This is a genomic window from Mesorhizobium sp. M0621 (assembly GCF_040320745.1).
Taxonomy (GTDB): Bacteria; Pseudomonadota; Alphaproteobacteria; order Rhizobiales; family Rhizobiaceae; genus Mesorhizobium.
In genome coordinates this window covers 1-18,676 of sequence record NZ_JAMYQF010000044.1, presented here as the reverse complement: position 1 = coordinate 18,676, position 18,676 = coordinate 1, and the positions used below count along the sequence as shown (strand labels likewise).

The following is an 18,676-nucleotide window of genomic DNA, read 5'->3' as shown; positions in this document are numbered from 1 at the left end:
TGGCAAGCTATTCAGCGTCGAGGTCCACAAGCTGGTCAAAGCGCTCGATACCGTCTCTGCGGTCTACTTCAGCCAATGTGGTGATCACCGGCCCGGCCGTCGTTATCAGGAATTTGCTGGCCCAAGCCGGGGTCGTCGGAAGTCCGAACGAACCAGAACCGATTTCCGTCCATAAAATGCACGTAACGCCGTTTCATCGGGGCCTGGTAGCGAGCCACCAGGTAAAGATAAATCCGGTGCTTCCTCTCGTCTACAGCTTCGAAGTGAAAACGAAAGGGCCTTTCACGTCGAACCCAGTCGCTTGTAAGTGACACAACGTGCCGCAGGACGAGAAAGCCATTCCGGAAATAGCCGCTTCCAGTGAACTGAGCGATTTCATCGTCCCAGCCGCCCCAGGAGCCGCCGGAGAACGCCTTCAGCTGTGTCTGCCCGCCAATTGCTCGAAAGGTCACAGGGCCGCCATGTGTGGCTGTAAATTCGAGCAACAGGCCCTCTACCTTGAACCGCTGACGATAACAGCGCTGTCCGGTGTCAGGGCTTCGTGCCGAAGCTGCTCTCAAGATCGTCAAGGTCGGCTTTGTGCTCTCGCCAGTTGTCTTTGAAGTTCTCAACACCGGTCTCTTTAAGCAGCCTGTCGATCTCAGCACGAGCGGGCAGGGAAAGGTTGCCGATCCACCCCTTGCGTCGGCGACTGCTCCAGGAGCAGCCCAGTCGCAGTTTGGGCCATCAAGCGGCCTCAGCCAAAATCCGATACACGGACGAGCGTCCCACCCCGATTGCCTTGGCGATTTCAGTTGGCTTCTTGCCTGCCCGATGCATTGACCAAATGGCATCGGACTTGCGGCGGGCGGTAGGTGCCCGGCCTTTGAACTTGTTTTCGGCCTTAGCCTTGGCGATTCCTTCACGCTGACGCTCAAGCATTAATTCCCGCTCAAACTGAGCAATTGAGCCCAGCAGATTAAACATCAGGCGACCGGTTGGGGTGGTGGTGTCCACGTTCATGTCGAGGATTTTCAATCCGACTTTTTTGGCCTCAAGCCGGGCGACAATCTGGCACAGATCGGCAACCGAACGGGCGAGGCGGTCAAGTCGTGTCACCACAAGGATGTCGCCCTCACGCACGAACTCGATCACCCGCTCAAGTTCGTCCCGGCGTGCATTGACGGAAGAAACCTGTTCGCTGAAAACCTTCTCGCAGCCCTGCGATTTGATGTCCCGAAGCTGCGCCTCATACCCAGCCTGTTGGTCTACAGTGCTTGTCCTCGCATAACCCACAAACATGCAAAATCCTTCCCAATAGCCCCTATGAGATTGTGGGACAGAATTCCCAAAATGTCAATGGAACTCTTGTGGGACACAAGCGAACAGATATGGTCGTTCCCACAGGAGCAGGGGCTATTGGTGATCGGAAGGCAGTTTGCTGGGTAACAATCGATAGGGGGTGAGGGGATGGATCATGCCGCAAGGATGATATCTGACTTCAAGAAAAGCCGACGGAGATATCTCGAGTTTACAAAAGAATCCGAGCATAGAATAAAGTCATTGATGAATGGGAAAAGTATCGAGTATTTGGCTATCGAGAAGAGAACCAAAGACCTTGCAAGTTTTTCGAAGAAGGTAACTAGGCCAGATAAAATCGGCAAATACGAAAAGTATACGGATATCACTGATTTGAGCGGAATACGCATAATCGCCTATTACCAAAAGGACGTAGATGCAATTTGTCGCTTGATTAAAAGCTGGTATGAAATCGACTTGGTCAACTCGATCGATAAGACCCAAGCATCGGAGCCGGATCGCTTTGGCTACGCCTCAATCCACTACATCGCCAGTTATGGATCGGCCAGAGATAAACTTCCAGAATACGTACAGTTCGCAGGTATGAAGCTGGAGATACAGGTACGGACCCTGCTTCAACATACCTGGGCCGCCCTAGACAGGCGGCTTAGGTATGGAAATGACAGCGCAGTTCCGATCCCGATCAAGCGCAAGCTCTATCGAGTTAGCGCAATGCTTGAAGGTGTTGACGAGGATTTGACCGATATTGAGCGGCGGGTTGTTAAACTAAGGGAAGAATATGCAGAGGGGGTGAAAGCCGGAAAGCTGCAGGTTGCAGTCAACAAAGACTCTCTGGAAGTGTTTCTTGAAGAGAGTTCAACAGTCAAAAAGCTCGTATCTGCCGCAAGGAGGAGCGGACTTCACGTACCTACATTCACTGGGCAGATTGACGAAGAAGACCAGCGCTACAATCGATTGCTTCCGCTATTGCGGGCGACGGAGATTGACACCATCCAGAAGCTGGATGCTACACTCAATGACTTAGTCTCATCATTTGCACCGATCTTTGATCTGATTAACCAGCGCAAAATTCCAAGGGTCACCTTGTCCGTGTATGCCTTGATAAGAATGCTTCTTTATTTTTCTCGGAACGATTCTGTGCGGGACGTCGCAATCAGGAGCGGTGGATTCATCGGAAAAACTCGTGGTCGAATCGACGATGCCTACAGGCAGCTAACTACGCCGCCCGCCAAGCCAAAAGTTAGAGCGAAGCCATCTAGAAAGTGAAAGTCGTAGGACATCCAAGATTTGGGGCTGGGTGGAAATTAGGGGGATCGTCAATGGGCCAGATATCAGCAAGCCATTATTTGAAAATGAAGAACAGCTTTCGGTTGGATGTCGCCCGGCACCTTGCTGCAGTTGCGACGGCTGGGGACACAGTCACTTACGGTGAGCTTTCGACAAAATTCAACGTTGCCACTCGGGGCTGGGGAGACATCCTTGGCGGGATAGCCATACGTTGTCACGTGCGGGCTATCCGGTGCTTTCCGTTATCGTGGTGAACGCCGCCACGAGGATGCCGTCCGATGGGGCTGTGCTCTATCTAGACCTAGGACTGACCTCGAAGGATCGAGTCCTTGAGGAACAGGCTAACTGCTTCCGGTTTGACTGGTCGGGGACGCCCCTTAGGGCTGCGGGCTGATTTCCTCGGGGCTCTGGGGACGACCAAAAGGGGGCTTTCAATGACTGCTAAGCAATACGATGGTCCGGTTCTCAACTGTTGTGTGGATACGCTCCCCGATGGAACATACGAATGGGAAGTTACTCTGAGCGCTGCGGATCACAGTGGAACGAAAAAACTCGGCTACAGAGCAGCCGGCATGTTGAAGAATCTGGATAGTCCCCTCAGCAACTTTGAAATCTCAGTGCATGACGAAGCTCGCCCTGTGTGGACTCCAATGCCTCTCTCTCATCGAGCAGACATTCGCAAATCAATCGAGTCTCTGTTGGCGGGGGCTGTGGCCACGCTCAAGGCGGGGAAGCACGCCTGACATAGTTGGGCGGCGGGGACATCTTTGGTGCTCAGGTATGCTCGGATCAAGGGGGGCGGCTTTCCGCTCCTTTGTGGTGAGGCCCCAGGTTGTCGTGATAAGATAGGCTTGATTGGCTGGGGGATTCCCGGTCGATCAAGAGGGGGAATCCGTAAATGAAGGCGTGGCTTTATGGCATTGTTGGGTCGATTATCACGGCTATCATCGTAACCTCATTCAACCATTACTTCCTACAGCAAGGGCCGGAGAAGCCATCGATTGATGCGTATCAGAGCACGATATCGCTGCCCCTATATACAGGAAATGACATTATCCAGGCTGGGCTTGCTAAGCTTATTGCCGATGGTCGAATGACGCCGGCAAGTGGGGTCGATGCGCTTCGAAAGCACGACTACGATTTTAACTCGGGCTTTGTCATTCAGAAATTTGTCATCTCGAATTTTGGTGGAAAGATATATAAAAACCTGAATCTTAAACTCAGTGGGTTTAAAGTTGCTGCTGTCGATGCAGACGGGAATATCGAGTACCCGGGAGATTCAGCGAAAGACTATACAATTGCGCCGAACGAAAAGATTGAGGTTTACGGCCTTGCTGATGATTCCGGATTTTCCGATTCATCCGGCGGTGGGGATATTTTGATATCTGTTGGTGATGATCCGGTGCAAATTAGAAAAGCTCCGACCGATGAACAGCGGGAACTTTCGGCCACTGATAGGTTCTTTTTGGATACCCCTGTTTACGGACTGCTTTTAGGCTTGGCTCTTTTGGTCTTTGCTGGCCTCGGATTGTTGGCCGTTGCGTTCAGCTTGCTTGTTATCATTTTTCCTCGCCTCTACATCAAATCTGCGAGTGACAATGACTTTGGCAGGGCTTTTGGAGTGCTAAAGGTCATCGCATCGGAGGACCCAGACAGATATGCGATCATTGAAAAAATAGGGGAAAAGTGGATGCGCACCAAGCTTCTAACGAATCCGAACGGAGAGCGTCAGCCGTAGCCGCAACAAACGGCGAAGAGAGCATGGTGCCGCAGAAAGCCAGAGGATGCTGGCAATTTGGGAGAGGTGTGCCCTTTGTGCCATGCTCGGGCCTGCCTAAATTACAAACTATGACGCCGATTGGGTTCGTTTTGCCAGCGCCCTTAGCTGCTCAACTGCAACCTGCAAATCGCCATCATTAAGTCCTGAGAGTATCACGCCGGCTTGAATCTCAAGCATGGCCCGTTGCTCAGATTGAGTCAGATCGCCCTCTTGAAAGAAAACTCTCACGGGGACATCCAGAGCCTTGCCGAGGCGTACGAGGGTTTCGAAGTTGGGCCAATTCAGTCCTCTTTCCCACTGGGAAACAGCGTCAACTGACCTATCCGTCCGGAGCGCCAAATCGTCCTGCGTAAGCTCTCGCAACTTGCGGAGTTCCCTCAGAATCGTGCCGAAGTTTTTGGTCGCTGACATAGGGCAGCATTGCGCTGCCAGCCTCAAGCCGTGAACCGAACAATATCCGACTAAGGCGGCAAAATTCCGTAATAAATTACGTGTCCTTCGTTGAACATTGACGCTGTCTTGGATATTAATTCAGGCGTGAGGAAAGAGTTGGGGGCAAGTGAAATGAGCGCAGAGATTGCGGACGAATTAGGTCGACTCTCGTCTCTCCGAGAAAGAGGGGTCATCTCCGCAAAAGGGTACGAAAGTGCCAAGTCGCAACTTATTAGTGGCAAGCACCTCAAAATCGCCGAGGAAATCGACAAGCTCTACGGGCTGCTCTCAAATAAGACTCTGAGCAAGAAGGAATTTGAGAGGGCCGTGTCGGCTTTGATGTTTCCTTCGGATTCGAAGAGTGCGGATACTCGGGCCACTGAAGGCAAATTTGGCACGAAATTTCTGGTCAGGTTCGTGGTTGTAGTTGGAGGGTTGTATTTGCTGCATCTCGCCATCAACCTCAATGATGACTCGGCCAAATTTGCACCGGGGAACGAGGCCGTCAGCAGCGCAGGAACCAACGCCGCAGGTGCCCAGTCCAATCCGATCCAGAATGTTCAATCTGATCCGATCATTCCTGACCAAGAAGCGAGGTTTGTCGCAATCAACAGCGAATTTCGGGAGAGATACAAGGGATCACAAAACGAGTTGCTAAAATCCACGCTTTTGCAGGAAAGAGGCAAAAAGCTCCAACCGTTTAGCCAAGGCAGTTTTTCAGTCTCGAACTGGGTCGGGAAGGTGTACAAAGTCGATAAGGTGAACGGCCACTGGGCATCGCTTTCCGTTGAGGTTGGTGACGAAATTAGAATCGGCTCGGGGAGCTTGTTGGATAATCCGGACTCGATGCTGGACGGAATTTTGAACCAGACCGCAGAAACGCTTGGGTCATCGGAACGAACCAAGCCGGATGACGGAAGTTTTATAACCGCTGACTCGAGCTTGTATCAAACCGTTCTGGGTTTGGAAGTCGGCCAAACAATTGTTTTCTCGGGGCATTTTTACCCGTCGGATGTCAGCGGGCTTGTGGATACCAATCTGCTGGAAGAGCCCTCGATGGTCAGTCCGCTCTATAAATTCAAGTTCGAGCAAATTACATCGAGGTAGCTCTCTGGCCGCCGATGCCGGATCGTAACCCTCAACTCGTTTAGGGGGCGGGTTAGTTTGGCTTCACCACGGTCTTCGAGGATACCCATCAACAGGGCATCAAGCTGGCCATCGCTGCGAAAAAGATGTGGCGGCAAATTGATTCATGGAGTGTGATCGCCAAAAAGCCTTTCGGAACAGGCACTCTGCAGACAAAGTTGCCGCCGGGCGGGGTCGAACCGGGCTTGACTTGGCAGCCCGCCTTGCGTCACACGCAAGAAAAACTCATCTACCAGGCAAGCAAAACCAACCCTTGGGAGCCCTCGCATGGCCGTTGCATTCACCTTTCCTGGACAAGGCAGCCAGGCTGTCGGCATGGGCAAGGATCTCGCCGACGCCTTTCCGGAGGCGCGCCGGATCTTCCAGGAAGTCGATGACGCGCTCGGCGAAAACCTGTCGAAGCTGATCTGGGAAGGTCCGGAAGAGACGTTGACCCTGACCGCCAACGCGCAACCGGCGCTGATGGCGGTGTCGCTGGCCGCGATCCGGGCGCTGGAATCGCGTGGTTTCTCGCTGAAAGGCAAGGTCGCCTATGTCGCCGGCCATTCGCTGGGCGAATATTCGGCGCTCGCGGCCGCAGGCTTCGTTTCGGTTGCCGATGCCGCCCGGCTGCTGCGCATCCGCGGCAACGCCATGCAGGCGGCGGTGCCGGCCGGCGAGGGCGCGATGGCAGCGATCATCGGACTGGAACAGGCCGATGTCGAAGCTGCCTGCGCCGAGGCCGCCCAAGCGGCCGGGAAGGGCTCTGTTTGCCAGGTGGCGAACGACAATGGCGGTGGCCAACTCGTCATTTCCGGCGTCAAGGCCGCGGTCGAACTGGCGGCAAAACTGTGCACGGAAAAGGGCGCCAAGCGCGCGCTGATGCTGCAGGTGTCTGCGCCCTTCCACTCCGCTCTGATGACGCCTGCGGCCGAGATCATGCGCGAGGCGTTGGCCAGCGTGACGAAGGCCGCGCCGGTGGTGCCCATCGTCTCCAACGTTACCGTCACCCCGACCAATGACCCCGACGAGATCGCGCGGCGTCTGGTCGAGCAGGTGGTCTCCCGCGTGCGCTGGCGCGAGACGGTGGAATGGTTCGGCGCAAATGGCGTCACCACACTTTACGAGATTGGCGCCGGCAAGGTGCTTTCGGGATTGGCGCGCCGCATCAACCGCGACATCGCCACATCAGCTGTCGGCACGCCGGTCGAAGTCGAGGCAGCGCTAGCGGCGCTTGGTTGAACGGCCTGACTTGAATTCACAGACGCGCGGCCACATGAATACGCGCATCGCAACCAAGGTGCGGCATGCCCACATCGATCCGTCTTTCTCCAGAGGTCAGGCTGCGCCTGGATGCTCTCGCGTCCAAGACCGGTCTCGCCAGCGCTTATTACATGCGCGAGTTCATTGAGCGCGGCCTTGAGGACCTAGAAGACTACTGTCTTGCCGCCGCGGTGCTGGTGCGGATCAGGATCGGTGAGGAAGGTATTATGAAAGCCGACGACTTCTGGGGCAGTGATGTCTACAGATAATCGTTGTCCGGTTTGAGAGAAGGAAAAGACATGTTTGAATTGACTGGCCGCAAGGCGCTCGTCACCGGCGCATCGGGAGGCATTGGCGAGGCGATCGCCAGGGTGCTGCATGCGCAAGGCGCGATCGTCGGCCTGCACGGCACCCGCGTCGAGAAACTGGAAGCGCTGGCCGCCGAGCTTGGCGACCGGGTCAAGCTGTTTCCGGCCAATCTGTCGAACCGCGACGAGGTCAAGGCGCTCGGCCAGAAGGCGGAGGTCGATCTCGAAGGCGTCGACATCCTAGTCAACAATGCCGGCATCACCAAGGACGGGCTGTTCGTGCGCATGTCGGATGCCGACTGGGACACCGTGCTCGAAGTCAATCTGACCGCCGTGTTCCGGCTGACCCGCGAACTCACCCATCCGATGATGCGCCGCCGCCACGGCCGCATCATCAACATCACCTCGGTCGTCGGCGTCACCGGCAATCCCGGCCAGACCAACTACTGCGCCTCCAAGGCCGGCATGATCGGCTTTTCCAAATCGCTGGCGCAGGAGATCGCCACTCGCAACATCACCGTCAACTGCGTCGCCCCGGGCTTCATCGAGTCGGCGATGACCGGCAAGCTCAATGACAAGCAGAAAGAGGCGATCATGGCGGCGATCCCGACGCGCCGCATGGGCACCAGCGTTGAAGTCGCGTCCGCTGTCGCCTATCTCGCCTCCAACGAAGCCGCCTACGTCACCGGCCAGACCATCCATGTAAATGGCGGCATGGCGATGATTTGACCGGACGCGGCACTTCCCCGCGCATCCGCTTTGTTCGGGATGAGACCAGTTGTTCGGAATGAGGCCGGTCGAACGATGACTAGGCGGAGAGGCTCAGCTTGAATTTTCCTGCGCTTCTCGTCCTGCCTCGCCGGGCAATCATGTGGTTTGTCAGCAAGGTTTCTTCGATGGGCTTCGACATAAAGAACCCTTGAGCGCGGTGACATTGTTCAGCAATCAGAAAATCTAGCTGCGCTTCGTTTTCCACCCCCTCCGCCACGACGGTCAGGCTGAGCGAATTGGCCAGCGCTATGATCCCTCGCACGACATTCTGCTTTTTCGGGGACGATGCCAAATCGCTCAAGAAGGACCGGTCGATCTTCAATTGATCCAGGTTGAAATCGGCGAGATAGCCGAAACTTGCATAGCCAGAGCCAAAATCGTCGAGTGCCAAACTGACTCCGATGTTTCGAATTTCGGTCAGGATATCCAAAGCGCTTCGGCTGTTCTGGACAAACACCCCTTCAGTGATTTCCAGTTGCAGACGTGACGTCGGCAGTCCCGTTTGTCGCAACACTTCAACCAGATGGGTGAAGTAGACGTCATTCTGAAGACTCTTTCCTGAAAGATTTACCGAGCAGACAAAGTCCTCCGAGCAAATGGGCAGCCACTGTGCTGCCTGCCGGCAAGCCTTGCTCAAGACCAATTTGTCGAGTTCCAATATCAGGTCACTTCGCTCGGCTGTTGGAATAAACGATATCGGCGGCCGAATCGCCCCTGAGATCGGGTCACGCCAACGGACCAAGGCCTCGGCCCCGGTCATGCGGCCGGTTGCCAACTCAAATTGTGGTTGCCAGACCAGGAAGAATTCGTCGCAATTAAGCGCTCGCTTGATTGCGGCCTCTTCGCCAAGCTGCACATCGATTTGACTGAGGATTGCAGGCGAAAACGTCACCAGGCCGGCCCGCCCCTGGGCTTTTGCGGCATAGAGAGCGCTATCCGCGTTGCGCATCAATGTTGAAATTTCCGCACCGTGCTGCGGAAAACTGGCCATGCCGATGCTTGCGCCAACTCGAACTTGATGGCCTTCCAGCTCGGCAAACCCATTCAATTGCTCCCGAAGACGATTGCCGAGACCTTTTTCGGCCGAATGCGTCATTCCAACCTCGATGACGGCGAACTCGTCTCCACCCAATCGAACCGCAAATACGTCATCGGGGCGTTCGATCAACTGCAGGATTTCGGCGACGGCTTTCAGCAGAAGATCGCCAACGTGATGGCCGAACGTATCATTCACATTCTTGAAATGATCGAGGTCGATCAGGTAAAGATGGAGTTGCTTGCCAGCTAGCTTTGCGCGATCCAGCAAATCGTCTCTATTGGCTGACATCCAGGCACGGTTCTTCAAACCAGTGGTCGCGTCACGCCAGGCCAGAAATTCCAGTTTCTTTATGGTCTCACGGCGGCCGATAAGCAAAACGGCAGTCCCGATTGCAAGTAGTGACAAAATCGCCAACGCGAAGGCAATCTGATAATTAAATCTATTCAGGCTGATTTCTGAGGCGTAGAGATCGGCGTTTACCTGTTCACCGAATTTATAATACTCCTCATTCATTCGGGCTACGATCTGATCGAGTTCCAGCCCCATTTCCTTCAATCTGTCTGCATCGAGAGGTAGCCCGGCTGCAATCAGCGCATCAGTCCGCGTCACCAGGTCGTTGACGCGCGGCACGATCCCCGCGTAGGCAGGAATTTCACGACTCGTTCCACTGCCGTCGACCCGCTCGAAGCGGACATAAACCAGATCATTTGCCGCCAGTAGCTGATCGAGGCTTGTTGTGGACGTGGGAGCAGCCTGAGCGAGCGAAATCATATCCCGCAAGTGCGTCACGTCGCGTATGGCGATGTGGAATTCGCGAATGGCGAAAAACCCGAACCGGGGCAGCGACGACTCTATCTTGCTGATGCTGAGAAACAACACCGTGATCAAGATGCTTGAACAGGCCACGGCTGCAGCTATGGCTGTCCCGTATGTAACCGGAACTCGCCAGCCCCTCTTTCCAAGCTTTGCCATCAAGGTCACGCGGAAGCTCAACTAGCTGCCGGCTTCGATCGCCTTGATCAGCCAGACCCATCGTGGTTTGCGAATCGGCGTATCGAAGCCAGGATAGTCATTGAGGGGATAGACGAGCCGGGTAGGACCCTGGGTGCGTCGGGTCAGTAACTTTCCGTCCTGTCGCGTGGCGAGCAGGAGAGGACCGTCGGTCCAGTCCTCTCTCGGAATTATCTGCACATAGTCGTCGACGGCTCGCAGAACAACGGAATCCTTGCCCTCCAATCCAACCAGCTTGAGAACATCGCTGAACAGGACGCCCTCAAATGTAAGCTGGCCGCTTTCGAAAGGGCTTGGGGTCGTGATTCTATAGAGGCCGAGCTTCTCCAGTTGCCTCAAGGTGATCGGAGTCGATTCACCGTTCTTCTGGATATTGAAAGCAACCGTGTCCGGCGGTTCTGGGAGCTTTATGGATTCCAATGCCCGCGCAGGCAGAATGCCAAATGCGAAAATCGCCAGTATGACTAGGCAGCGCTTGGTCGTCAGGCCTCTTTTGTTGAGCAAGGATGACATACGTCCACTCCTTTTCTTATTCCCGCAAGCCAGCGCGACCGTCATCGGGGCACCATTTCTTGACAGAATCATTAACGGTACCATGATGGAGTAACTTTTCAGTTAGCAGGCTATCTCCATTTTCGATTTTCGTCTGGCTGTCGTCGGCATGCCCAAGATGCCCGTCTTGTCGCTGGTTCGCGTCTAGAACAATGACTCTAATCGACCCGCGTCGGTCATCCTGCTGGACCATTCTCGCGGAATTTCTTTTGCGGGACGCCAGGCACGCATGCGACGGAGGGATGGAGCGGGGTCGCGACAGAACCCGCTCAAAGTCATCGGAGAAGGCCCATTTCGGCTTGGACCTCAGCTGATTTTCGTGTAATGCGGCCCGCAACCCGGCGGTTCGGGCAAAAACCGGTCGTAGCCGTTGCGTTTCCGGCAGGACCATCTTTCAGCTTGATTAGCGGCATTCTGCCCGCTAACGAAGACAGACAAACAAAAGACGAGGATGCCCAAATGAGTGACACCGCAGAGCGCGTCAAGAAGATCGTCATCGAGCACCTTGGCGTCGATGCCGACAAAGTGACGGAGCAGGCGAGCTTCATCGATGATCTGGGCGCCGACAGCCTCGACACGGTCGAACTCGTCATGGCGTTCGAAGAAGAATTCGGCGTCGAGATTCCCGACGACGCGGCCGAGACGATCCTGACCGTCGGAGATGCGGTGAAGTACATCGACAAGGCTTCGGCCTGATATTTTCCGCAGTCATCACCGGGGAGGACCTGCGATGAGGCGTGTCGTCGTCACGGGCCTTGGGCTGCTGTCGCCGTTCGGCATGGGCTTCGAGCACAGCTGGAAGGAATTGCTGACCGGCCGCAGCGCTGCCAAGCGCGTCACCGAGTTCGAGGTGGAAGATCTTGCCTGCAAGATCGCCCACGTCATTCCGCGTGGCGACGGCAGCAATGCCACCTTCAATCCCGAGGCCGTGCTCGAGCCGAAGGAATTGCGCAAGATCGGCGACTTCATCCTGTACGGGATTGCCGCCGCCGACGAAGCGCTGAAGGATTCCGGCTGGGAGCCGAAGACACATGCCGAGCAATGCGCCACCGGCGTCCTGATCGGCTCCGGCATTGGCGGCATCGAGGGCATCGCCGAGAACGCGATGATCCTCAGGGAACGCGGCCCGCGCCGCATCAGCCCTTTCTTCATCCCGGGCCAGATCATCAATCTCGTCTCCGGGCAGGTTTCGATCCGGCACGGGCTGAAAGGCCCGAACCATGCCGTCGTCACGGCCTGTTCGACTGGCGCGCACGCCATTGGCGATGCTGCCCGGTTGATCATGTGGGGCGATGCCGACGTGATGCTTGCAGGTGGCGCCGAAGCGCCGGTGACGCGGCTGTCGATCGCCGGCTTCGCCGCGTGCCGGGCGCTGTCGACCGATCGCAACGATGCGCCGCAAACGGCGTCGCGTCCCTATGATCGCGACCGCGACGGCTTCGTCATGGGTGAAGGTGCCGGCGTTGTCGTGCTGGAGGAGCTCGAGCATGCCAAGGCGCGCGGCGCCAAGATCTATGCCGAGGTAACCGGTTATGGTCTCACCGGCGACGCGCATCACATCACGGCGCCCGCCGAGGATGGCGACGGTGCCTTCCGCTGCATGACGGCGGCGCTGAACCGGGCCAAGCTGACGCCTGCCGATGTCGACTACATCAACGCTCACGGCACCTCGACCATGGCCGACACGATTGAACTCGGCGCCGTCGAGCGGCTTGTCGGCAATGCCGCGTCGAAGATTTCGATGTCGTCGACCAAGTCGTCAATCGGCCATCTGCTTGGGGCGGCCGGTGCCGCCGAAGCGATCTTTTCGATCCTTGCCATCAGAGACAATGTCGCGCCGCCGACCATCAACCTCGACAACCCGGAGCGAGAAACCGCGATCGACCTGGTTCCGAACAAGCCGCGTGCCCGCCAGATTGACGTGGCGCTCTCCAATTCCTTCGGCTTTGGCGGTACCAACGCGTCGCTGGTCTTCCAGCGCTACAATGGCTGATCGTCCGGCTGCCGGGCGCCGCTTTGGCGTGCCGTCAATTTTGCCATATTCGCCTCTACTCTGCCGTTGGGGATTCGTTGGGCGATCAAACGGTAGGGCGAAATGAACACAAATCCGGCAGGCAACGGAGAATTCGGGCAGCGGCCGGCGACATCCGGACCGATCATGCCGAAAACGGCCAGCGAGGCGTTGCGGCCTGAGGCCGGCACGCCGCCGCCGAAGCGCTCGCGTGCATCACGCAGCCAGGTCGTCGTGTTCATGAACTTCGTCATCTCCTCGGTGATGCTGATGGTTCTGGCGGCCGGCGTTGCGGTCTATTTCGGCAAGCAGGAATTCACTGAGCCCGGCCCCTCCGCCAATGGCGACACCTTTCTGGTCAAGCCGAACACCGGCGTCCAGGATATCGCCGACCAGCTCGAACGCCGCGGACTGGTCAGCGACGCTCGGATCTTCCGCCTTGGCGTGCGCGCCTTCGGCAATGATTCCGCGCTGAAGGCTGGCGAGTACGAGATCAAGCCCAGAGCCTCCATGCGCGACATCATGGAGCTTTTGAAGAGCGGCAAGTCGGTGATGTATTCGCTGACCATTCCAGAAGGGCTGACGGTCGCGCAGGCGCTGCAGCGCATCACCGACGAGGCTGCCTTGAGCGGCGATATGCCGGCGACCACGCCTCCAGAAGGCAGTCTCGCCACTGACACACTGCGCTTCACGCGCGGCGCGACGCGCCAGCAGATGGTCGACAAGCTGCTGGCGGATCAGAAGAAGCTGGTTGACGATGTCTGGCAGCGGCGCGCGCCGGACCTGCCGCTGGCCAACGTCGAAGAGTTTGTTACGCTGGCCTCGATCGTAGAGAAGGAGACCGGCAAGGGTGACGAGCGTTCACGGGTTGCCGCCGTCTTCCTGAACCGGCTTGCCAAGGGCATGCGCCTGCAGTCCGATCCGACCATCATCTACGGTCTGTTCGGCGGCAAGGGCAAGCCGGCGGACCGGCCGATCTACCAGTCGGATATCCAGAAGCAGACGCCCTACAACACCTATGTGATCAGCGGCCTGCCGCCGACGCCGATCGCCAACCCGGGTCGCGCGGCGCTGGAGGCGGTGGCCAATCCGTCGAAGACCGACGACCTCTATTTCGTCGCCGATGGCACCGGCGGGCACGTCTTTGCCGCGACGCTGGAAGAGCACAATGAGAATGTCGCCCGCTATCGTGCGTTGCAGAAGAAGCAGGCCGATGACGCCGCCAAGGCCGCCACCGGCGTCATCGACAGCAATGCCGGCAAGCCGACAGACGGGGGGCCGACCGATGGTGAGCCGGCTGACGGTGGCGACGACAGCGGCGGTGACGCGGGCGCTGCCCAGTAGAATAAAGAAAGGCGTTGCCCACCAGGCAACGCCCCGACATTTGCAAGAGCGCCGCGCATCCGATTTCGACACGCCTGCGGCGCGATCATTTTCAAGCAGCACTTGCTCCTCTCCGGAAAGCCGGTCTCGGGGTGATGCGCCAGGGACTTGTGGGCGATATGAATTTGCAGAGCATGACCGGATTTGCGCGTGCCGTCGCCGAGCATGAAGGCACGTCGATCGCCTGGGAGGTCAAGTCCGTCAACGGCAAGAGCGTCGAAGTGCGGCTGCGACTGCCGCAAGGCTTCGAGCGGCTGGAACCTGCCGTCAGGCAGACACTTCAGAAACGTTTTGCACGCGGCAATTTCCAGGCGACGCTGACCATCGGCCGTGCCGCCGGCGCGCAGGCGCAGCCGGTCATCAACGAAGCCTTCCTGAAGGATCTGGCCGGGCTCGCCAAGCGGCTGCAGGAGCAATTCGGCGCTGCTCCCGCAACATCGGACGGATTGCTGTCGCTGCGCGGCGTGCTCGATATTCCCGAAACTGTCGAAACCGAAGAGGCGAGGGCCGCGCTCGATGCCGTGATCATGGTCGCGCTCGAGATCGCCCTGGCTGGGCTCGAACAGGCACGACAGGGTGAGGGCGCTGCGCTGGCTTTGCTGCTGTCGGGCCATATCGACATAATCGAGGCGCTGACGCTGCGGGCCGAGGCGGATCCGTCGCGCGAGACGGTGGCGATCCGCGAACGCATCGCCGAGCAGGTCAGGCTGCTGATGGACGCTTCCGCCAACCTGGACGCCACCCGGCTGCACATGGAGGCGGCGTTCCTCGCCACCAAAGCCGATATTCGCGAAGAGATCGACCGGCTGAAAACGCATGTCGCATCCGGTCGGGCACTGCTCGAAGCCGGCGGCGCGGTCGGCCGCAAGCTCGATTTTCTGGCACAGGAATTTAACCGCGAATCGAATACGCTGTGTTCGAAGTCGAATGCCGCCGCCGTCACCGCGATCGGGCTGGAACTGAAGGCGGTGGTCGACCAGTTTCGTGAACAGATCCAGAATCTGGAGTAGCCGATGGTTGCCAAGGATTTGGGGTCCCGCATTCGCCGCCGGGGCCTGATGCTCGTTCTGTCGTCGCCATCCGGCGCCGGCAAGTCGACGATCGCGCGCAACCTTCTGGAAAGCGATTCCAGCCTCGAACTGTCGGTCTCGGTCACCACCAGGCCGCGCCGCGGCAGCGAGATCGAGGGCGTCCACTACCATTTCCGGACGGTGCGCGAGTTCGAGCGGCTGCGCGATTCAGACGCGCTGCTCGAATGGGCCGAGGTGCACGGCAATTGCTATGCCACCCCGCGCGAACCGGCCGAACTGGCGTTGGCTCAAGGGCGCGACATGCTGTTCGACATCGACTGGCAAGGTGCCCAGCAACTCAAGGAGAAGATGCGCGCCGACATTGTCTCGATCTTCATCTTGCCGCCGTCGATGAAGGAATTGAAGGCGCGGCTGAAGCGCCGGGCCGAAGACCAGGAGGCGGTGATCGAGACGCGGCTGAAAAACGCCCGCAACGAGATCGAGCACTGGAAGGAATATGATTTCGTCATCATCAATGACGACCTCGACCGCGCCTTCGCCGAAGTGCGCGGCATCGTCGTCGCCGAGCGGCTAAGACGCGATCGCCGGCCAGGCCTGTTCGATTTCGTCTCGGGACTGTTGGACGAGAAGACGGACTAGAGCGGGATGAAATGAGACTGAATCGGCGTGGGATTCCCTTAGGCGTGCAAATCTGATTGAACTAAACCGCTGCCGCGGTAGCTGATGCGCGGGTCTGGCCTGAGGAGGTCCCTGTCTGAGAAGATTTGGTGTCGAGCCAACCTTCCAGACAGGAGAACCCCAGATGGCCCAGATAAGCCCTCTGCGTCAGCGGATGATTGAAGATCTGACGATCCGCAATTTGTCACCGGAGACCCAGCGATCCTACGTGCATCACGTGGCGAAGTTCAGTCGATTTTTTGGACGATCACCCGATCAACTAGGATATGAAGAAGTGCGCGCCTATCAGGCCCACTTGGTGGGCCGAAGGGTCTCGTGGGGCGCGTTGAACCAGACCGTTTGCGCCTTGCGTTTCTTCTACGGCGTGACGCTTGGTCGATCTGATCTGCCTGAGCGGATCGCTTACGCCCGGACGCCGCGCAAGTTGCCGATCGTGCTGAGCGCCGATGAGGTGGTCGGCTTTCTGCAGGCCGTGAAGGGGACGAGGAACCGGGTCGCTCTGATGACCACCTATGCGGTGGGCTTACGCGCCGCGGAGGCGGCGCGTCTACAGGTGACGGACATCGATAGCAGCCGGATGATCATTCGCATCGAGCAGGGCAAGGGCGGCAAGGACCGCTATGTGATGCTGTCGCCGCAGCTGCTGGAGATTTTGCGCGTCTATTGGCGGTTGACCAAGCCGGGGCGATGGCTATTTCCTCGGCGCGATGGCCGCGGCCCGATCCACCCACAGACCTTAGGGATCGCCTGTCAAGCAGCCTGCGAGTTCCTGGGCGTTGAGAAGCGGGTGACGGTGCACACCCTTCGCCACAGCTTCGCCACCCACCTTTTGGAAGCCGGCACGGATATAAGGATCATTCAGGTGCTGCTGGGCCATCGCAGCCTGGCGACGACGACACTATACGCCCAGGTCTCAACGGCTGTGATCGGCCGGACCGCCAGTCCTTTTGACCAACTCCGCATGGAGATCACGCCGCCCGGCTGAGCTGCGCGCCATGCGCCCGGATCTGGAAGTGGCGGATGTATTCCACCGTCACGGGGCTGATTATCGCCGCGACCATGCCGGCCATCTCGGGCGTGTCGAGCGCCGGGTCATGGCCGCGGTGGAGGCGTGCCGGACCGCGGCCCTGGGCGGTCACGCCGAACACTGCGCCGACTGCGGTCTCGTGCGGCAAGCCTATAACTCCTGCCGCAACCGCCACTGCCCCAAGTGCCAGGGCCTAGCCCGCGCCCAGTGGCTGGCCGAGCGGCAGGCTGAGCTGCTGCCGGTCCCATACTTCCACGTGGTCTTCACCGTCCCGGCCCGGATCGCCGAGATCGCCTTTCAGAACAAGGCGGCGGTCTATGCGATCCTGTTCAAGGCCGCATCCGAAGCCTTGAGGGTGGCGGCGGCCGATCCCAGGCATCTGGGCGCCGAGATCGGCATGGTCGCCGTGCTTCATACTTGGGGTCAAAATCTCCACCATCATCCGCATGTCCACTGCGTCGTGCCGGGCGGCGGCCTGTCGCTCGAGCCTGCCACGGCGAAGGCCGGGGACCAGCGATGGATCGCCTGCCGGCCGGGATTTTTCCTGCCAGTGCGGGTTCTGTCGCGCCTGTTCAGGCGGCTATTCCTGGGGCGCCTGCAGGACGCCTTCGACGCCGGCCAGCTTCGCTTCTTCAGCGATCTCGCCAGCCTGGCCGACCCTGCCACTTTCTGCGCCCAACTGGCTGGACTGAAGCGGATCGAATGGGTCGTCTACGCCAAGCCCCCGTTCGGCGGTCCCGAACAGGTCCTCGCTTATCTGGGCCGCTACACCCATCGCGTCGCCATCGCCAACAGCCGCCTCGTGAGCCTGGACCAGGGAAAGGTCAGCTTCCGCTGGAAGGACTATCGTCACCACGACAAGTCCAAGCACAAGCTCATGACCTTAAGCGCCGACGAGTTCATCCGGCGCTTCCTGCTGCACGCTCTTCCAGACGGATTCCATCGCATCCGTCATTACGGCCTCCTCGCCAACGGCCACCGCGTCGCCAAGCTCGCCCAGTGCCGTCTTCTTCTGGCGGCGCCCACGCCGCTGACGCCGGACCCGACCGCCGACTATCGCCAGCGTTACCGCTGTCTCACAGGGCGCTCCCTGGACATCTGTCCGGGCTGCGGCGGCGCCATGGCCTCGCTCGGCCCGATCCCGCGCAAGGCCCCGACTTGGCCAGACACCTCATGACACGCTGCGTACCGACACGCTCGCACCGTCCATCCCGGCGTCTGCTACAGTCGCCGAAGGGGCCTTTGCGCGCCGCTAGTCAAAGTCGCAGCCTGGCTGTCGCCAGCAACGCTGCACCTCAGCGTCAACGACCCAATGGCGCCGTCTCTCGCGTCGCAGATGGTCCTGCATCGCGACGACGGGCGACCGCCCAAGAGCGATCGGCGAGCCCGCTCCGGCGCCTCGGACACACTGTCGAGCCCTAAATCCCCATAGCCCCGCCCGCCATCCCGCGGTTCAGTTCAATCAGGCTTCAATGTAGTCACGACCCGTGCGAGCCCCTACCATCGCGCCCGCGACCACACAGAACCCTCCAGATTCAACCTTCATGCTGGGCAAGGAGGTCAGCATGGATGGGCAAGCCTTACTCGATGGATCTTCGCGAACGGGTTGTTGCGTCAGTTGAGCAGGGTGGCCTGTCGCGGCGGCAGGCGGCAGTGCGCTTTGAGGTTGGGATCAGCAC

The 18,676-nt window shown here is 58.5% G+C and carries 19 protein-coding genes and 1 pseudogene; 14 read left to right on the top strand and 6 right to left on the bottom strand.

Going from position 1 to position 18,676, the window contains the following annotated elements; translation table 11 throughout:
* Nucleotides 1-68 precede the first annotated feature (68 nt).
* A complete protein-coding gene (locus tag NKI38_RS24640; RefSeq protein ID WP_352661862.1) occupies nucleotides 69-485 on the bottom strand; it encodes a hypothetical protein in 417 nt (138 codons plus the stop codon).
* A gap of 241 nt (nucleotides 486-726) precedes the next feature.
* A complete protein-coding gene (locus tag NKI38_RS24635; RefSeq protein WP_352661860.1) occupies nucleotides 727-1,281 on the bottom strand; it encodes a recombinase family protein in 555 nt (184 codons plus the stop codon).
* A gap of 168 nt (nucleotides 1,282-1,449) precedes the next feature.
* Between NKI38_RS24635 and NKI38_RS24630 the strand changes: the two genes are divergently transcribed.
* Nucleotides 1,450-2,565 carry a GTP pyrophosphokinase gene (locus NKI38_RS24630; protein WP_352661857.1) on the top strand — a complete coding sequence of 372 codons (1,116 nt, stop codon included), beginning with the start codon at nucleotides 1,450-1,452 and terminating at the stop codon, nucleotides 2,563-2,565.
* A 919-nt stretch (nucleotides 2,566-3,484) separates the two neighbouring features.
* Complete coding sequence (locus NKI38_RS24625) at nucleotides 3,485-4,324, top strand: hypothetical protein (protein WP_352661854.1); 840 nt, start codon at nucleotides 3,485-3,487, stop codon at nucleotides 4,322-4,324.
* Nucleotides 4,325-4,432: 108 nt separating this feature from the next.
* Here the strand turns inward: NKI38_RS24625 and NKI38_RS24620 are convergent, their stop codons facing one another.
* On the bottom strand, nucleotides 4,433-4,777 hold the full coding sequence (locus NKI38_RS24620) for a helix-turn-helix domain-containing protein (protein WP_352661851.1): 345 nt from the start codon (nucleotides 4,775-4,777) through the stop codon (nucleotides 4,433-4,435).
* Between the two features lie 90 nt (nucleotides 4,778-4,867).
* Between NKI38_RS24620 and NKI38_RS24615 the strand changes: the two genes are divergently transcribed.
* The 4 genes from NKI38_RS24615 to fabG all read left to right on the top strand — a co-directional run bounded on the left by NKI38_RS24615 (nucleotide 4,868) and on the right by fabG (nucleotide 8,223).
* The gene (locus tag NKI38_RS24615; RefSeq protein ID WP_352661848.1) at nucleotides 4,868-5,905 is read left to right on the top strand and encodes a hypothetical protein; all 1,038 of its coding nucleotides are present in this window, start codon (nucleotides 4,868-4,870) and stop codon (nucleotides 5,903-5,905) included.
* Between the two features lie 306 nt (nucleotides 5,906-6,211).
* The gene (fabD, locus tag NKI38_RS24610) at nucleotides 6,212-7,165 is read left to right on the top strand and encodes an ACP S-malonyltransferase (RefSeq protein WP_352661845.1); all 954 of its coding nucleotides are present in this window, start codon (nucleotides 6,212-6,214) and stop codon (nucleotides 7,163-7,165) included.
* A 65-nt stretch (nucleotides 7,166-7,230) separates the two neighbouring features.
* Complete coding sequence (relB, locus tag NKI38_RS24605) at nucleotides 7,231-7,455, top strand: type II toxin-antitoxin system RelB family antitoxin (protein ID WP_352661842.1); 225 nt, start codon at nucleotides 7,231-7,233, stop codon at nucleotides 7,453-7,455.
* A gap of 30 nt (nucleotides 7,456-7,485) precedes the next feature.
* Nucleotides 7,486-8,223: a 3-oxoacyl-[acyl-carrier-protein] reductase gene (gene fabG, locus NKI38_RS24600; RefSeq protein ID WP_352661839.1), complete on the top strand. Its 738-nt coding sequence runs from the start codon at nucleotides 7,486-7,488 to the stop codon at nucleotides 8,221-8,223.
* A 79-nt stretch (nucleotides 8,224-8,302) separates the two neighbouring features.
* On the opposite strand, the gene NKI38_RS24595 is transcribed toward fabG, so the two are convergent.
* Nucleotides 8,303-10,276, bottom strand: a complete 1,974-nt coding sequence (locus NKI38_RS24595; protein ID WP_352661836.1) for a putative bifunctional diguanylate cyclase/phosphodiesterase — start codon at nucleotides 10,274-10,276, stop codon at nucleotides 8,303-8,305.
* 21 nt (nucleotides 10,277-10,297) lie between these two features.
* A complete protein-coding gene (locus tag NKI38_RS24590) occupies nucleotides 10,298-10,828 on the bottom strand; it encodes a putative pterin-binding protein (RefSeq protein WP_352661833.1) in 531 nt (176 codons plus the stop codon).
* A gap of 498 nt (nucleotides 10,829-11,326) precedes the next feature.
* On the opposite strand from NKI38_RS24590, the gene NKI38_RS24585 reads away from it, so the two are divergent.
* Entirely contained in the window at nucleotides 11,327-11,563 is a 237-nt protein-coding gene (locus tag NKI38_RS24585) for an acyl carrier protein (protein WP_006203723.1), read from the top strand.
* A gap of 34 nt (nucleotides 11,564-11,597) precedes the next feature.
* Nucleotides 11,598-12,860, top strand: coding sequence for a beta-ketoacyl-ACP synthase II (gene fabF, locus NKI38_RS24580; RefSeq protein ID WP_352627025.1), 1,263 nt, complete (start codon nucleotides 11,598-11,600; stop codon nucleotides 12,858-12,860).
* Here fabF and NKI38_RS24575 read toward each other — a convergent pair.
* Entirely contained in the window at nucleotides 12,848-13,120 is a 273-nt protein-coding gene (locus NKI38_RS24575; protein WP_352661964.1) for a hypothetical protein, read from the bottom strand. The two genes, fabF and NKI38_RS24575, sit on opposite strands and share 13 nt — an antisense overlap.
* On the opposite strand from NKI38_RS24575, the gene mltG reads away from it, so the two are divergent.
* From mltG to NKI38_RS24545, 6 genes and pseudogenes are all read left to right on the top strand, one after another.
* A complete protein-coding gene (gene mltG / locus NKI38_RS24570; RefSeq protein WP_352661830.1) occupies nucleotides 13,026-14,222 on the top strand; it encodes an endolytic transglycosylase MltG in 1,197 nt (398 codons plus the stop codon). The genes NKI38_RS24575 and mltG overlap by 95 nt on opposite strands.
* Nucleotides 14,223-14,380: 158 nt before the next feature.
* Entirely contained in the window at nucleotides 14,381-15,271 is an 891-nt protein-coding gene (locus NKI38_RS24565) for a YicC/YloC family endoribonuclease (protein WP_352661828.1), read from the top strand.
* A 3-nt stretch (nucleotides 15,272-15,274) separates the two neighbouring features.
* Nucleotides 15,275-15,931, top strand: a complete 657-nt coding sequence (gene gmk / locus NKI38_RS24560) for a guanylate kinase (protein ID WP_352661825.1) — start codon at nucleotides 15,275-15,277, stop codon at nucleotides 15,929-15,931.
* Nucleotides 15,932-16,094: 163 nt separating this feature from the next.
* Nucleotides 16,095-16,955 carry a tyrosine-type recombinase/integrase gene (locus NKI38_RS24555; RefSeq protein WP_352661823.1) on the top strand — a complete coding sequence of 287 codons (861 nt, stop codon included), beginning with the start codon at nucleotides 16,095-16,097 and terminating at the stop codon, nucleotides 16,953-16,955.
* 10 nt (nucleotides 16,956-16,965) lie between these two features.
* Complete coding sequence (locus tag NKI38_RS24550; protein ID WP_352661820.1) at nucleotides 16,966-18,174, top strand: IS91 family transposase; 1,209 nt, start codon at nucleotides 16,966-16,968, stop codon at nucleotides 18,172-18,174.
* A 392-nt stretch (nucleotides 18,175-18,566) separates the two neighbouring features.
* A pseudogene (locus NKI38_RS24545) lies at nucleotides 18,567-18,676 on the top strand (IS630 family transposase); the annotation flags it as partial.